The 14,909-nt window shown below is 62.2% G+C and carries 12 protein-coding genes and 1 tRNA gene; 10 read left to right on the top strand and 3 right to left on the bottom strand.

Annotation, left to right across the window (positions count from 1 at the left end; genetic code table 11):
- Positions 1-13 precede the first annotated feature (13 nt).
- Both BM136_RS08815 and BM136_RS08810 read right to left on the bottom strand, forming a co-directional pair.
- Complete coding sequence (locus tag BM136_RS08815; RefSeq protein ID WP_092971502.1) at positions 14-595, bottom strand: peptidylprolyl isomerase; 582 nt, start codon at positions 593-595, stop codon at positions 14-16.
- 54 nt (positions 596-649) lie between these two features.
- Positions 650-1,300, bottom strand: a complete 651-nt coding sequence (locus BM136_RS08810) for a tetratricopeptide repeat protein (protein WP_092971501.1) — start codon at positions 1,298-1,300, stop codon at positions 650-652.
- Positions 1,301-1,553: 253 nt separating this feature from the next.
- Between BM136_RS08810 and cysS the strand changes: the two genes are divergently transcribed.
- From cysS to BM136_RS08780, 6 genes are all read left to right on the top strand, one after another.
- Positions 1,554-2,945, top strand: coding sequence for a cysteine--tRNA ligase (cysS, locus tag BM136_RS08805; protein ID WP_092971500.1), 1,392 nt, complete (start codon positions 1,554-1,556; stop codon positions 2,943-2,945).
- Positions 2,942-3,820: a DNA-3-methyladenine glycosylase family protein gene (locus BM136_RS08800; protein WP_092971499.1), complete on the top strand. Its 879-nt coding sequence runs from the start codon at positions 2,942-2,944 to the stop codon at positions 3,818-3,820. The genes cysS and BM136_RS08800 overlap by 4 nt, the downstream gene beginning before the upstream one ends.
- 86 nt (positions 3,821-3,906) lie before the next feature.
- Entirely contained in the window at positions 3,907-4,875 is a 969-nt protein-coding gene (locus BM136_RS08795) for an acetyl-CoA carboxylase carboxyltransferase subunit alpha (RefSeq protein ID WP_092971498.1), read from the top strand.
- Positions 4,844-6,262, top strand: coding sequence for a tRNA lysidine(34) synthetase TilS (gene tilS, locus BM136_RS08790; protein WP_092971497.1), 1,419 nt, complete (start codon positions 4,844-4,846; stop codon positions 6,260-6,262). The genes BM136_RS08795 and tilS overlap by 32 nt, the downstream gene beginning before the upstream one ends.
- A 97-nt stretch (positions 6,263-6,359) precedes the next feature.
- Positions 6,360-7,610 (top strand): aspartate kinase, encoded by a 1,251-nt coding sequence (locus tag BM136_RS08785; protein WP_092971496.1) that lies wholly within the window; start codon positions 6,360-6,362, stop codon positions 7,608-7,610.
- Between the two features lie 149 nt (positions 7,611-7,759).
- Positions 7,760-7,853 (top strand) — tRNA-Ser (locus BM136_RS08780).
- 195 nt (positions 7,854-8,048) lie between these two features.
- Here the strand turns inward: BM136_RS08780 and fabI are convergent.
- Positions 8,049-8,843, bottom strand: coding sequence for an enoyl-ACP reductase FabI (fabI, locus tag BM136_RS08775; RefSeq protein WP_092971495.1), 795 nt, complete (start codon positions 8,841-8,843; stop codon positions 8,049-8,051).
- A gap of 298 nt (positions 8,844-9,141) precedes the next feature.
- Between fabI and BM136_RS08770 the strand changes: the two genes are divergently transcribed.
- From BM136_RS08770 to BM136_RS08755, 4 genes are read left to right on the top strand one after another with little or no spacing between them, the layout of a single operon-like run.
- Positions 9,142-11,028 (top strand): extracellular solute-binding protein, encoded by a 1,887-nt coding sequence (locus tag BM136_RS08770; protein ID WP_092971494.1) that lies wholly within the window; start codon positions 9,142-9,144, stop codon positions 11,026-11,028.
- Between the two features lie 16 nt (positions 11,029-11,044).
- Positions 11,045-12,097: a microcin C ABC transporter permease YejB gene (locus BM136_RS08765; RefSeq protein ID WP_092971493.1), complete on the top strand. Its 1,053-nt coding sequence runs from the start codon at positions 11,045-11,047 to the stop codon at positions 12,095-12,097.
- Positions 12,098-12,111: 14 nt separating this feature from the next.
- Complete coding sequence (locus tag BM136_RS08760) at positions 12,112-13,236, top strand: ABC transporter permease (protein ID WP_092971492.1); 1,125 nt, start codon at positions 12,112-12,114, stop codon at positions 13,234-13,236.
- Positions 13,233-14,888 (top strand): ABC transporter ATP-binding protein, encoded by a 1,656-nt coding sequence (locus BM136_RS08755; protein ID WP_092971491.1) that lies wholly within the window; start codon positions 13,233-13,235, stop codon positions 14,886-14,888. Before BM136_RS08760 ends, BM136_RS08755 begins: the two co-directional genes overlap by 4 nt.
- The last annotated feature ends 21 nt before the right edge of the window (positions 14,889-14,909 follow it).

The raw sequence follows: 14,909 nt of genomic DNA, 5'->3' as shown, positions 1-14,909 counted from the left end.
GGGGCAAAAAGCGTTATTTGGAGACGACGGTGGCCGATTCAATCAGGATCGGCTTCACAGGCACATTCTGGTGCGGGAACTTCGTGGTGGTTTCCACCGCCTTGATCTTGTCGATGGTGTCGGTGCCATCAACCACCTTGCCGAAGACGGTATAGCCGTAACCGTCCTGACCAGGGTAGTTGAGCATGTTGTTGTCCACCACGTTCACGTAGAACTGCGCGGTGGCGGAGTTCGGGTCCATGGTGCGGGCCATGGCGATCGTGTACTTGTCGTTCTTCAGGCCGTTCTTCGATTCGATTTCGACCGGCGGGCGGGTGTCCTTCTGTTTCATGTCGGCCGTGAAGCCGCCGCCCTGGATCATGAAGCCGTCCATCACACGGTGGAAGATCGTGCCCTTATAGAAGCCATCCTTCACATACTGCAGGAAGTTGGCGACCGTCTTGGGCGCCTTGTCCGGATACACCTCAACGGTGAAGTTACCCATTGATGTCTTGAACTGGACATGCGGTGCGGATGCGGTGGCTGCCGTGGCTGCGGTGGCGGTCACGGCCAGTGCACACACGAGCCCGGCGAAGAGGGAGCGAATACGGAGCATGGTCAGAAAGAGAGAACTTGGGGTGGGAAAAGCAGGATCGGCCGCGTCTTCTTCTTACTGACGCTTCGCCGGCTTGGCGCTCACGCCGCTGGCTGCGGGCAGCGTGGTCGTGGCGGGTTTGGACGCAGGGTGCACGCCGGGCAGATCGGGCAGGGCATCCAGGCGTGCGCGCGCGGTGGCGTTCTTCGGGTTCAGCTTGATCGCACTCTGATACGACTGCGCGGCCAGGCGGACGTAGACGTCACCCAGGTTGGATTGCGCCATCGCATTCTCCGGCGCCACGCGGTTCGCCATGATCAGGCTGTCGCGGGCGCGGAGCAGTTCGCCGCGCTCGGCATACAGCGCAGCCAAATTGATATAAGGCTCGGGCAGTTCCGGGAAGTCCTGTGTCATCTGGCTGAAAGCGACGATGGCATCGTCGGCGCGGCCCAGGCCGGCAAGTGCCACGCCGCGCTGGAAGCGTGCCTGCGCGTTGCGCGGCTGGGAGGCGACATCCTTGTCCAGTTCGTCGAGTGCCTGTGCGTATTGCTTCTTGGCCAATGCTTCGTCGATGCGCTTCTGGCGCGCAACCTGCGGCGCTTGCTGCGTGCTGGGCATCAAATCGGCCGGCAAGGCAAAGCCGGCGGTTTGGGCGAAGGCCGGTGCCGCCGACATGGCGAGCAGGCAAGCCAGGGTTGCAGCGGTCTGACGCAGCGGTCTGTTCATGAGAATCGGTTCCGTTATACTCCGCCGCATTCTAACAAACCGTCTTTGTGCGCAGCAGCGGCCGTGCGCGCCGGGAAAGGTTCTTGACGGGGAGCATGCCAGGCGTACCGGCAGGCGGCCCCGTCAGCGCAGTTCCGGTAAGATATGTCGCTAGTTTTGCAGGCGCCTCGCCGGCGCCGATTGCCTCCAATTTAGTCCGCCCGCAACGTTGTACCTCGCATGCGCGGCGCGCTGAGTCTCCCGACACTGCTTCATGGAATCACTCAAGATCTACAACACGCTCGCGCGTGAGAAACAGACGTTCGTCCCCATCGAGCCCGGCCGCGTACGCATGTACGTGTGCGGGATGACGGTGTACGACTACTGTCACGTGGGGCATGCGCGGGTCATGGTGGTGTTCGATATGGTGCAGCGTTGGCTGCGCGCGTCAGGTTACGAGGTGACCTACGTGCGCAACATCACCGACATCGACGACAAGATCATCAAGCGCGCGGTCGAGAACGGCGAGACGATGAGCGCGCTCACCGGCCGCTTCATCGCTGCCATGCACGAAGACGCCGATGCGCTTGGCGTGCAGCGCCCCGACCACGAGCCCCGCGCCACCGAATACGTGCCGCAGATGCTGAACATGATCGGCAGGCTGCAGGCGAACGGCCTCGCCTATCAGGCGACCGACGGCGACGTGAACTACGCGGTGCGCAAGTTTCCCGGTTACGGCAAGCTGTCCGGCAAGTCGCTCGAAGACCTGCGTGCGGGCGAGCGCGTGGCTGCCAACGATGCCAAGCAGGATCCCCTCGACTTCGTGTTGTGGAAATCCGCCAAGGCCGATGAGCCGGCCGAGTCGCGCTGGGCGTCGCCGTGGGGCGAGGGCCGCCCGGGCTGGCATATCGAGTGCTCGGCGATGAGCTGCGAGCTGCTAGGCGAGCATTTCGACCTGCACGGCGGCGGCGCCGATCTGCAGTTCCCGCATCACGAGAATGAAATTGCGCAGTCCGAGGGCGCGACCGGCAAGACGTTCGTCAACACGTGGATGCACAACGGCTTCGTGCGTGTGAATGACGAAAAGATGTCGAAATCGCTCGGCAACTTCTTCACCATCCGCGACGTGCTGAAGGTGTATGACGCGGAGGTCGTGCGTTTCTTCATCCTGCGCTCGCACTATCGGAGCGACTTGAACTACAGCGACGCGCACCTCGACGACGCGCGCCATGCGCTTACGCGCCTGTACACCGCGCTGAAGGATGTGCCTGCCGCGGCCGGTGCAAAGCCCGACTGGAACGAGTCGCACGGTAAGCGCTTCCTCGAAGCGATGAACGACGACTTCAACACGCCGGTCGCCGTGTCGGTGCTGTTTGAGCTGGCGAGCGAGGTGAACAAGACGCGCTCGCCCGAGCTGACCAATCAACTGGCTGCGTTGGCCGGTGTGCTGGGCCTGCTGGGCCGGGATCCGCACGCGTTCCTGCAGAGCGGCGTGTCGGCCGATGGCCTGGACGGCGCAGAAGTGGAAGCGCGTATCGAAGAGCGCCGCGCGGCCAAGGCTGCCCGAGACTTCGCCCGTGCGGACGCCATCCGTGCCGAGTTGCTGGCCGCTGGCATCGTTCTGGAAGACAAACCGGGTGGCCTGACCGAGTGGAGACGCGCATGAACGCGGTGGCCAAGAAAGCCAACGTAGTGCGCAGCACAGCCGCCAAGAAAACGCCGGCGGTGAAGGTGCCGTCTGCCAAGAAGGTGGCCGCCAAGAAGGTCGATGGTGTGGCCAGCAAGTCGGTCGTCGCCAAGAATGCGGCGATCAAGCCTGCCAAGTCCCCGGCCAAACGCATGCCTGCGCCTGCAAGCAAGGTGCCGCTGCCCGAAACGCTTGCCGCCAGCGAGGCACTACCTGTGCCAGCAGAAGTGGTGCTCTCAGGCCCACCCGAGTATTGGCAAGAAGCCTGCGCAGACCTGATGAAGCGCGACCGCATCCTGCGTAAGATCATCCCGACGTACGGCCCGGCGCACTTGGCTTCCCGTGGCGACCCGTTCGTCACGCTGGCGAGGTCGATTGTCGGTCAGCAGATTTCAGTCAAGGCCGCGCAATCGGTGTGGGAACGAGTTGTGACTGCGTGCCCCAAACTTGTGCCTGCCCAGTTCCTGCGCGCCGGCCAAGAGAAGCTGGCAGGGTGCGGCCTGTCCAAGCGCAAGGCCGAGTACATCCTTGACCTAGCCGACCACTTTCGTAACGGCACCGTGCACGTTGCCAAGTGGGCCGAGATGGAGGACGAGGACGTGATTGCCGAGTTGACGCAGATTCGCGGCATCGGTCGATGGACGGCCGAGATGTTCCTGATGTTCAATTTAATGCGCCCGAATGTGCTGCCGCTGGACGATATCGGGCTCATCAACGCGATTTCACAAAATTATTTCAGTGGCGAGCCCGTCACTCGCAGCGAAGCGCGTGAAGTCGCCGCCAACTGGGAACCGTGGCGCACCGTGGCCACGTGGTATATGTGGCGCAGTCTCGACACGGCGACCACCTATTGATCTGTTCATTCCGATGAAACGGAGCGCGTCGCCCGGCGGTCAAAATCCGGTAGAATGCGCGCCTTCAAGAGCCTTTCAGAAGATCCATGAAAACAACCTTCCTGGAGTTCGAGCAGCCGATCGCAGAACTTGAGGCGAAGATCGAAGAACTTCGCTTCGTACAAGACGATTCCGCTGTCGACATTTCTGAAGAAATTTCCCGCCTGGCTTCCAAGAGCCAGCAGCTCACCAAAGATCTGTACGCCAACCTGACGCCATGGCAGGTCGCGCAGATCGCCCGGCACCCGCAGCGTCCGTACACGCTCGATTACGTCCGCGAGATCTTTACCGACTTCCACGAATTGCACGGCGACCGCACCTTTGCAGACGACCTGTCGATCGTGGGCGGTCTGGCGCGCTTCAATGGCCAGGCTTGCATGGTGATCGGTCACCAGAAGGGCCGCGATACGAAGGAGCGCGCGCTGCGCAACTTCGGCATGTCCAAGCCGGAGGGCTACCGCAAAGCCAAGCGCCTGATGGAGCTGGCGGACAAGTTCGGCCTCCCGATCTTCACGTTTGTTGATACGCCGGGCGCGTTCCCGGGCATTGATGCGGAAGAGCGCGGCCAATCCGAAGCCATCGGCCACAACCTGTTTGTGATGGCCGGCCTGAAGGTGCCCCTGATCGCCACCATCATCGGTGAAGGCGGTTCGGGCGGCGCACTGGCCATCGCCATGGGCGATTCCGTGATCATGCTGCAGTTCGCCACGTACGCCGTGATTTCGCCGGAAGGCTGCGCGTCGATCCTGTGGAAGACCGCAGAGAAAGCGCCGGAAGCCGCCGAGGCACTGGGCCTGACCGCGCATCGTCTGAAGGCGCTGGGCCTGATCGACAAGATCGTCAACGAGCCGTTGGGCGGCGCGCATCGCGATCCGAAGAACATGGCGACGATGCTCAAGCGCGCGCTGGCCGAGTCGCTGCGCCAGTTCCAGGGCATGAAGACATCGGAACTCCAGACGCGCCGGCACGAGCGCCTGATGGCTTATGGCAAGTTCAAGGAAACCGAAGTCCGCTGATTCGTCGGCTGATCTCGTCAACAAGGTCGCACAACGCGTTGCCGCGTGTGCGGCCTTTGTTGCTTCTGGCGGGTCCGAAGCTCCAATTGTGGGGATTGCCCTGTCGGGCGGCCGTGATTCCGCCGCGCTTCTGCACGCAAGTGCTGCGTGGCGTGATTCGGGTGCACGCGTGCAGCTCGTTGCCCTGCACATCCACCATGGCTTGCAGGCCGATGCCGATGTCTGGGAATGCGCCTGCCAACACTTGGCAGAAGCAGCGGGTGTTGCGTTTTACGCGCGTCGCGTCCATGTGGCGATCGATGCGGGGCAGGGCGTTGAGGAAGCGGCGCGCGACGCCCGATATGCCGCGCTCGAAGCGCTTTGCGCGCAGACGGGGGCCTCCATTCTGCTGACGGCACATCATCAGGATGACCAGGCTGAAACCGTCCTGCTGCAATTGATGCGTGGCGCCGGTCTTCATGGCCTCGCTGCCATGCCAATGGCTCGAGCGGGTGCTGTCACGTTGTTGCGTCCATGGGTGGATGCACCGCGTAGCGAGATCGAACTGTATGCGCACACCCACGCACTCAGTTGGGTCGAGGACCCATCCAACACCGACGCACGCTACGCAAGGAACGCGTTGCGTCCGCTGCTTTCGGGCATGGCGAATCATTTCCCGGCGTATCGCGAAGCGCTGTCCCGCAGCGCTGGGCACTTGGCGGATGCCGCCGCGTTGATCGACGAGATCGCACGGGCCGATTTGATGCAGATCGCTTCGGCGGATGGGTTGGATGTGGCGGCGCTGATTGCGCTATCCGCGCCACGTCAGCGTGCGGTGCTGCGTGCCTGGTTGGCCGATTCAGGAATGCGCGCGTTGTCCACGCGTCGCCTTGAGGATCTGCGTACGCAACTGATTGACGCGCGAGACGATGGCGCGCTGTGCATTGAATTATCTGCGGCACAAGTCAGGCGCTACCGCGGGGTTGCTCGTGTCGACGCCGGCGCCAACGAAGCATTGGAGCCGGTCGCGGTAGCCATTGGAGCGACGGCGTTTGAACCGGAGCTTCGAACTGAGCAACGCGTGAATGTAGCCGCATGGGGCGGGACGCTGCTGTTTGCGCCCGTGGCAAGTGATGGCGTTGCTGTGCAAGCCTTGAAAGCGCCGCTGTCGCTGTCGCCACGCCGCGGTGGCGAACGCATCGTGCTGCGCTCCGGCGCACCGTCCCGAGCGCTCAAACAGGCTTATCAGGAGGCCGGCATTCCGGCGTGGGAACGCCAGCGGTTGCCGCTGCTCTATGCGGGAGAGATGCTCGTGTTCGCAGCTGGGCTGGGAATGAATCGGGCCGCCACGCACAGCGGGGCTGGCTGGCAGATCACATGGACTGCAGCCGCCGAAGGTGCGCCCTGACACACATTGTCACGGAGTGAATTGCTTGCCGATCGATGCAAATTGCTGTATTTTCAAAAGCTTTTGCACCGCTTCGCCTCCTCCTGATCTTTCCAAGATGGCTCTCATCGTTCACAAGTACGGTGGCACCTCGATGGGTTCGGTTGAACGCATCAAGAATGTCGCCAAGCGCGTTGCCAAGTGGCACCGCGCAGGTCACCAGATCGTGGTCGTTCCATCGGCTATGTCTGGCGAAACCAATCGCCTGCTGGGCATGGCCAAAGAGATTTCGGCCCAGCCCGACCCGCGTGAACTCGACATGATTGCCTCGACCGGCGAGCAGGTGAGCGTGGGTCTGCTGGCCATCGCGCTGCACGCCGAAGGCATCGATGCCCGTAGCTACACCGGCTGGCAAGTGCCTGTGAAGACCGATTCGGCTTACACCAAGGCTCGTATCCAGTCGATCGACGACGAGCGCGTGCGCGCGGATCTCGACGCCGGTCGCGTGGTCGTCATCACGGGTTTCCAGGGTATCGATAGCGAAGGCCACATCACCACGCTGGGCCGTGGCGGTTCGGATACCTCGGCCGTGGCGGTTGCCGCTGCGCTCGAAGCCGACGAATGCCTGATCTACACCGACGTCGACGGCGTGTACACGACCGACCCGCGCGTGGTGGACGATGCCCGTCGCCTGGACAAGATTACCTTCGAAGAGATGCTGGAAATGGCCAGCCTCGGTTCCAAGGTGCTGCAGATTCGCTCGGTGGAGTTTGCCGGCAAGTACCGCGTGAAGACCCGCGTGCTGTCGTCGCTGACCGACCCGCTGATGCCGCTCGACATCGAGATGAACTCGGGCACGCTGATTACTTTTGAGGAAGATTCGAACATGGAAGCCGCCGCCATTTCCGGCATCGCCTTTGCCCGCGACGAAGCCAAGATCACCGTGATCGGTGTGCCGGACAAGCCTGGCATCGCGTATCAGATCCTGGGCCCGGTCGCCGACGCCAATATCGACGTCGACATGATCATTCAGAACCAGTCGGTGGAAGGCAAGACGGACTTCACCTTCACCGTGCCGCGTGGTGAATACCAGCGCGCCCTAGCGATCCTGAACGACAGCGTGAAGGCGCATATCGGTGCGGCCAGCGTGTCGGGCGACCCGAAGGTGTCGAAGGTTTCTGTGGTGGGTGTGGGCATGCGTTCGCACGTGGGCATCGCCAGCAAGATGTTCCGCACGCTGTCGGAAGAGGGCATCAACATTCAGATGATCTCCACCTCGGAAATCAAGATCTCGGTGCTGATCGATGAGAAGTACATGGAGCTGGCCGTGCGCGCACTCCACAAGGCGTTCGAGCTGGATCAGGCGTAATCGGCTGAGCTAGCACCGGATGGCCGGGGTGGCGACCCTCGGGGCCACAGATTCTCACCGCGTGTCGTGCAGTTGCCGTTGACCGGGTGGGGTGAAGTGGCTAGAATACGCGCTTCGTTGCACGGGCTCCTTCGTGTGACGCAAGTTTGGGAGACGTGGCCGAGAGGTCGAAGGCACTCCCCTGCTAAGGGAGCATCCGGGCCAAAACCTGGATCGAGGGTTCGAATCCCTCCGTCTCCGCCAGTTTGGCGCTTCTCGCGGGAAGCGCGCATAACAGGCGGATGCGAGTCGAGCTGACGTGACGGCTCGCATTGCACTGCACGTCAAAAAGCCCGCATGGTTTGCGCCATGCGGGCTTTTTCTTTGTCTGTTGCTCTGTATGAGTCGCAGTCTGACATGCGCGCCCCATCCGAAGATGGCGCGCGCATCATCAATGCATCAGCCTTGGCCGACGCTCTCCGGCACGCCTGCGGTCACGTTGAAGCCGCAATCGACGTAGGTGATCTCGCCGGTCACGCCGCTGGCCAGGTCCGACAGCAGGAACGCAGCCACGTTGCCGACTTCCTCGATCGTGACGTTACGGCGCAGCGGGGCCACGTCTTCCATGTACTTCAGCAGCTTGCCGAAATCCTTGATGCCGGAGGCCGCGAGCGTCTTGATCGGGCCGGCGGAGATGCCGTTGGCGCGAATGCCCTTCGGCCCGAGCGCGCCCGCCAGGTAGCGCACGCCGGCTTCCAGCGATGCCTTGGCCAGGCCCATCGTGTTGTAGTTCGGGACGATGCGCTCGGCACCCAGGTACGTCAGGGCGAGCAGCGAAGCATTGGGCGAGAGCATCGGCAGCGCGGCCTTCGCCAGCGCGGGGAAGCTGTACGCCGAGATGTCGTGCGCGATGCGGAATGATTCGCGCGACAGGCCGTCCATGAAGTTGCCGGCAATCGCTTCGCGCGGTGCAAAGCCGATCGAGTGCACGAGGCCGTCGAAGTGGCCCCAGTGCTGACCGAGGTCTTCGAACACTTTGGCGATCTGTTCATCGCTGCCGACGTCGCAATCAAACACCAGTTTGCTGTCGAACTCGGTAGCGAATTCAGTAATTCGGTCCTTAAAGCGTTCGCCGACGTAGGTGAAGGCCAGTTCCGCGCCCTCGCGCTTGCATGCGTTGGCGATGCCGTAGGCGATCGAGCGGTTGGACAGAAGGCCGGTAATCAGAATGCGCTTGCCAGCGAGGAATCCCATGGTTTCTCCGTACAAATGTGGGGCAACGTCGCGCTGTGGTCACTCGTCACTGCGCTTAGGCAGCGTCGGTATCCCGGGCGCGAGGCAATTAGGTGGGCGCGATCATACCGGAAAGCGCGGGGCGGCTCCGTATTTGCGCAGTGCCGCACAACCGCTGCCAGCCTTGTCAATGCGGGACGATCCCCGGGCCGGAATTGGTGGGATTGCCGTGTGAGGGCGTTAGAATCGTCGAAAACAGTTTTTCAGACAGCGATCAATCGGATCAACGCATGCAAGGACTTTGGGGGCAAGGGGCGCAATGAGCGTGCGCGTTGCGACACACAAGCGATTCATGGCGCTGGTCAGCCTGCTGGCGGCGATCTGCGCGACACCCGCCTGGGCGGCCCATGGCTACGCCGAATATGGCGACCTCAAGTATCCAGCCGGTTTCTCGAACTTCGGCTATCTGAACCCGAAGGCGCCCATCGGCGGCATGCTGCTGCTCGGCAACCCCGACCGGCGCACGAGCTTCGACAAGTTCAATCCGTTCACGATCAAGGGGACGTCGGCGCCGGGGCTCAATCAGCTTGTCTTCGAAAGCCTGCTCATTACGAGTTGGGACGAGACCGCCAGCGGCTATGGGCTGCTCGCGGACGACGTGACGGTCGCCCCTGACGAGCTTTCGGTCACGTTCCACATCAATCCGCGCGCGCAATTCTCCAACGGCGATCGCGTCCGTGCGTCGGACGTCAAATACTCCTACGACATGCTGATGGGCAAGGGCGCAAGCCCCGCCTACCGCAGCATGACAGCGGATGTGGCCAAGGTGACGGTGGTGGACGCGAGCACCATCCGCTTCGAGTTCAAGCGCAAGAACAAGGAGCTGCCGCTCATCGTCGGCGGGTTGCCGGTGTTCTCGCCAAAGTGGGGCAAGGGCAGCGGCAAGCCCGACGACCCGGATGGCGGCAAGGATGTCGCGTTCGACAAGCTGACCTTCCAGGATCCGATTGCCAGCGGCCCGTATGTGATCGAACGCTTTGATCCGTCGCGCGGCATTACCTTCCGTCGCAATCCCGAATATTGGGGCCGCGACCTGAACGTGCGCCGTGGCTCGTTCAATTTCGAACGCATCCAGTACAAGCTCTACAAGGACGAGACCGCCCGCCTCGAAGCCTTCAAGGCCGGCGAGTACGACGCCATGGTCGAATACCGCGCCAAGAACTGGGCCAAGAGTTACGTTGGCGTGAAGTTCCGCAGCGGCGAGCTGATCAAGAGCGAATTCCCGCATCGCAACGGCGCGGGCATGCAGGGCTTTGTAATGAACCTGCGGCGACCGTTGTTCCAGGATCTTCGGGTGCGCAAGGCGCTGGCGCTGGCGCTCGATTTCGAATGGCTCAATCGCCAGCTTTTCTATGGCGCCTATCGCCGGCTCGACAGTTATTTCGCCAATAGCGAGCTGGCCGCGTCCGATTCGCTGACGGGCATGCCCAGCAAGGGCGAATTGGCGTTGCTGGAGCCGCTGCGCAGCAAGCTCGATCCGGAGGTGTTTGGCGTGCTGCCGGCACCGCCTTCAACTGACCCTCCAAGCTCACTGCGTGACAACCTGCGGCAGGCGCGCCGCCTACTGGCCCAGGCCGGTTGGACGTACGCAGACGGCGCGCTGCGCAATAGCAAGGGCGAGCCGTTTGTCTTCGAGATGCTCGACGATGGGGGCGCCATGAGCCGCGTCATGGCGGCGTATGCGCGCAATCTTGAGAAGCTCGGCATTCAGGTCAACCAGCGTATGACCGATTTCGCGCTCTACCAGAAGCGGTTGGAAGAGTTCGATTTCGACATGATCTCGCTGCGCTTTCCCGATTCGCAAAGCCCTGGCAACGAGCTGAAAGACCGCTTCGGCTCCGCTGCGGCTGATGAAGCTGGCTCGGACAACGTGATCGGCCTGAAATCGCCGGCCGTGGACGCGCTGATCGACGACGTGCTACGCGCCGACAATCGCGACGAACTGGTCACCGCTTCACGCGCGTTTGACCGCGTGCTGATGCAAGGCTGCTATGTAATTCCGCACTGGTATTCGGCTTCGCACCGCGTGGCCTACAACAAGAACCTGATGTACCCGGATCGTCTGCCCTATTACTACTCGGCAGAGGCCTGGGTACTGACGGCCTGGTGGCGGACGCCGGAATCCGCCCAATCGGCTGCCAAATGACCGCATCGGTGACACCATGTTCGCGTACCTGATCAAACGGTTGCTGCTTCTCATCCCGACGCTGATCGGCGTGATCACGCTCACGTTTGTCGTGATCCAGTTCGTGCCCGGTGGCCCGGTCGAACAGATGATGATGGAGATGAAGGGGCGGGGCGCCGGCGGCGAGGCTAGCGGTGGCGGCGCGTTCGACTATCGCGGCCGTCGCGGCGTGGATGCCGAGAAAATCAAGGAAATCCGCGCCTTGTATGGTTTCGACAAGAGCCCCGTTGAGCGTTACTTCCTGATGCTTGGCCGTTTTGCACGCTTCGATCTGGGTGAGAGCTACTTCCAGCATCGCAGCGTGTGGGATCTCGTCAAGTCGAAATTACCGGTGTCCATTTCGATCGGGTTGTGGACATTCTTTCTCACGTACCTGATAGCGGTGCCGCTCGGCATTGCGAAGGCGGTGCGGGCGGGCAGCCGGTTTGATCTGGTGACCAGCATCATCGTGTTGGTCGGCTACGCCATTCCCGGGTTCGTGCTTGGGGTGTTGCTGCTGGTGCTGTTTGGCGGCGGCACCTTCTTCCAGTGGTTCCCGATCCGCGGCATCACATCCGACAACTGGGATCAGCTCAGCCTGCTCGGCAAGATCACGGATTACCTTTGGCACATCACGCTGCCTGTCATGGCGTCGGTGGTGGGCAGCTTTGCCGTCATCACCATGCTGACGAAGAACGCGTTCCTGGAGGAAATCCGCAAGCAGTACGTGCTGACGGCGCGCAGCAAGGGGCTGTCGGAGCGGCGCGTGCTGTGGAAGCACATCTTCCGCAACGCGCTGCTGCCTTTGGTGACAGGCTTCCCGTCGGCCTTCATCGGTGCATTTTTCACGGGGTCGCTGCTGATCGAGCAACTGTTCTCGCTCGATGGCATGGGCTTGCTGTCGTATGAGGCGGTGATGCGGCGCGATTATCCGGTCGTGCTCGGTACGCTGTATCTGTTCACGCTGATTGGGCTGGCTGCGCGGTTGATTTCCGACGTGTGCTATGTGCTGGTTGATCCGCGTATCCATTTCGGCTCGGTCGGACGATAGGCGGGCCGGCAACCATGACCCAGTATTCACGCACTTCCACGCATCCAACCAATACGGCAGCGCCGCATCCGGTGAGACATTCGCCGTCCCCCCTCAAGCGTGCGTGGCGCCGCTTCAAGCAGCATCGGCTGGGCTATTGGAGTCTGCTCATCTTCGTGGTGCTGTTCGTGCTCAGTCTGGGCGCCGAATGCATTTCCAATGACCGCCCGCTAGTGGTCAAGTACCACGGTCACTGGTATTTCCCGATCGTGAAGGCATACCCCGAGACGACCTTCGGCGGCGATTTTCCGACCCCGACGGATTACCTCGATCCGTTCATCCGAGACAAGTTCAAGGAGCCGGGAAGCTTTGCGATTTACCCGCCCAATCCGTATTCGTACGAGACGCTGAACTACTTTTCGAAAGAGCCCAACCCCGCGCCGCCCTCTGCCGAGAACTGGCTCGGCACCGATGACCGTGGCCGCGATGTGTTTGCGCGGCTGCTGTATGGCTTCCGTGTCTCGGTGCTGTTCGGGCTGGCGCTCACGGTGCTGGGCGTGCTGGTCGGCACGTTGACCGGCGCGCTGATGGGCTTCTTTGGCGGGCGCTTCGACATGGTGTCGCAACGGCTGATAGAAATCTGGAGTTCGATGCCGGAGCTGTACCTGCTGATCATCTTTGCGTCGATCTTCACCCCCAGCCTCGGGCTGCTGATCATCCTGCTATCGCTGTTCGGCTGGATGAGCCTGTCGGATTACGTGCGTGCCGAGTTCTACCGCAACCGCTCGCTTGACTATGTGAAGGCCGCGCGAGCGATGGGCCTGTCCAGTTGGCAGATCATGTGGCGCCACATCATGCCCAATAGCCTGACGCCCGTGATCACCTTCCTGCCGTTCCGCATGAGTGCAGCCATTCTTGCGCTCACCAGCCTGGATTTCCTAGGCCTCGGCGTGCCGCCATCCACACCCAGCCTTGGTGAACTTCTCGCACAGGGCAAGGCCAACCTCGATGCATGGTGGATCTCTCTGTCGACATTCGTGGTGCTTGTGCTGACCCTCGTGCTGTTGACCTTCATGGGCGACGCGCTGCGCGATGCCTTCGACACGCGCCTGTCATTCGCACAACTGCGCACGCGCCAGAAACCGGCGGGGGTGAAATGACCCGCGTCGATCTGCGTTCTTCCGCACCGAAGTCCGACGGTCCGCTGCTGCGCTTGGATGACTTGTGTGTGCATTTCGAATCGGAGCACGGCGAAGTGACGGAAGCCGTCAAGCATGTCTCGCTCGACTTGCACGCTGGCGAACGCTTCGCTTTGGTGGGCGAATCCGGCTCGGGCAAGTCAGTGACTGCGCTATCGATCATGCGATTGCTGGCCGATGCGCAATACAGCGGCCGCATCCTGCTCGAAGGCCGCGACTTGTTGGCCGCGAGCGAGCGCGAGATGCGCGGCCTGCGTGGCGCCGATGTCGCCATGGTGTTCCAAGAACCGATGACGGCGCTCAATCCGCTGTACACGATTGGCAACCAGATCGTCGAAACGCTGGAGCTGCACGAAGGCCTGGACAAGCGCGCCGCTAAGGCACGTGCAATTGCGCTGCTGGAGCGCACCGGCATCGCCGAGGCGTCGCGCCGGTTTGACGCTTTTCCACACCAACTATCGGGTGGCCAGCGCCAGCGCGCAATGATCGCCATGGCCCTGGCTTGCTCGCCGAAGTTGCTGCTGGCCGACGAGCCGACCACCGCGCTGGACGTGACGGTGCGCATGCAGATCCTGCAATTGCTGCGCGAACTGCAGGCCGAGTTCGGCATGGCCATCATGCTGATCACGCACGACCTGAACATGGTGCGCGCCTTTGCCGAGCGCGTGGGCGTGATGGAGCGGGGCGTCTTGGTCGAAACCGGCAACACGGCCGACGTATTTGCCGCGCCTCAGCATCCGTACACCGTGCGCTTGCTTGAGAGCCGCCCGCAGCGCGACGTGCTGCCACTGGTGCCGCTTGCACCCGTGCTGCTCGAAGCCGACAAGTTGACCGTTACCTACGAACGCCATCGCCCCGGGTTTGCCGGCTGGTTCAGATCCGACCCGTTTACCGCGGTCGATTCCGTGTCGCTGCAACTGCGCGAAGGCGAGACGCTCGGCATCGTGGGTGAATCGGGCTCTGGCAAGACCACGCTCGCCCAGACGCTGCTCGGGCTGCAGGCGGCAAAGAGCGGCGACTTGCGCTTCCTCGGCAACTCGCTGCTACGTATTTCGCGCGACGAGCGCCGCGCTGTGCGTGCGCGCATGCAGGTGGTGTTTCAGGACCCGTACGGCTCGCTGTCGCCGCGTATGACGATTGAGGAGATCGTCGGCGAAGGGCTCGCGCTGCATCAACCGCACGTCAACGCTACAGAGCGCCGTCACCGCGTGATCGAAGCCCTGCGCGAAGTCGGTCTGGACCGCACGGCGCTGGGCCGCTATCCACATGAATTCTCGGGCGGGCAGCGCCAGCGCGTCGCCATTGCCCGTGTGCTGATCCTCAAGCCGCAGTTGCTGGTGCTTGATGAGCCGACTTCCGCACTTGATGTGTCGATCCAGCAGCAGGTGCTTTCACTGCTGTCAGCCCTTCAGAAAAAGTACAACCTGTCGTATCTATTCATCAGCCACGACCTTGCCGTCATCCGCGCGATGTCACATCGCGTGGTGGTGATGAAGGATGGAAAAGTGGTGGAAGAGGGCGACACTGAAGCGGTGTTGGCGTCCCCCTCGCACCCCTACACTTGCAAGCTGATGGCGGCTGCCTCACTCATCCCTGCGCGGGATAACCCGTAAAACCCACCGCTTGTGCCCCAA

This window comes from Ralstonia sp. NFACC01, from assembly GCF_900115545.1.
Taxonomy (GTDB): domain Bacteria; phylum Pseudomonadota; class Gammaproteobacteria; order Burkholderiales; family Burkholderiaceae; genus Ralstonia; species Ralstonia mojiangensis.
Note: the sequence above shows the minus strand (reverse complement) of the source record. Positions and strands in the feature narration are given on the sequence as shown.

Excerpts from the sequence above, each read along its gene's own strand:
- BM136_RS08760 (WP_092971492.1), top strand. The coding sequence starts at position 12,112 with ATGACCCAGTATTCACGCACTTCCACGCATCCAACCAATACGGCAGCG.
- BM136_RS08815 (WP_092971502.1), bottom strand. The coding sequence starts at position 595 with ATGCTCCGTATTCGCTCCCTCTTCGCCGGGCTCGTGTGTGCACTGGCC.
- BM136_RS08795 (WP_092971498.1), top strand. The coding sequence starts at position 3,907 with ATGAAAACAACCTTCCTGGAGTTCGAGCAGCCGATCGCAGAACTTGAG.
- BM136_RS08810 (WP_092971501.1), bottom strand. The coding sequence starts at position 1,300 with ATGAACAGACCGCTGCGTCAGACCGCTGCAACCCTGGCTTGCCTGCTC.
- BM136_RS08785 (WP_092971496.1), top strand. The coding sequence starts at position 6,360 with ATGGCTCTCATCGTTCACAAGTACGGTGGCACCTCGATGGGTTCGGTT.
- cysS (WP_092971500.1), top strand. The coding sequence starts at position 1,554 with ATGGAATCACTCAAGATCTACAACACGCTCGCGCGTGAGAAACAGACG.
- BM136_RS08765 (WP_092971493.1), top strand. The coding sequence starts at position 11,045 with ATGTTCGCGTACCTGATCAAACGGTTGCTGCTTCTCATCCCGACGCTG.
- fabI (WP_092971495.1), bottom strand. The coding sequence starts at position 8,843 with ATGGGATTCCTCGCTGGCAAGCGCATTCTGATTACCGGCCTTCTGTCC.
- BM136_RS08755 (WP_092971491.1), top strand. The coding sequence starts at position 13,233 with ATGACCCGCGTCGATCTGCGTTCTTCCGCACCGAAGTCCGACGGTCCG.
- BM136_RS08800 (WP_092971499.1), top strand. The coding sequence starts at position 2,942 with ATGAACGCGGTGGCCAAGAAAGCCAACGTAGTGCGCAGCACAGCCGCC.
- tilS (WP_092971497.1), top strand. The coding sequence starts at position 4,844 with ATGGCAAGTTCAAGGAAACCGAAGTCCGCTGATTCGTCGGCTGATCTC.
- BM136_RS08770 (WP_092971494.1), top strand. The coding sequence starts at position 9,142 with ATGAGCGTGCGCGTTGCGACACACAAGCGATTCATGGCGCTGGTCAGC.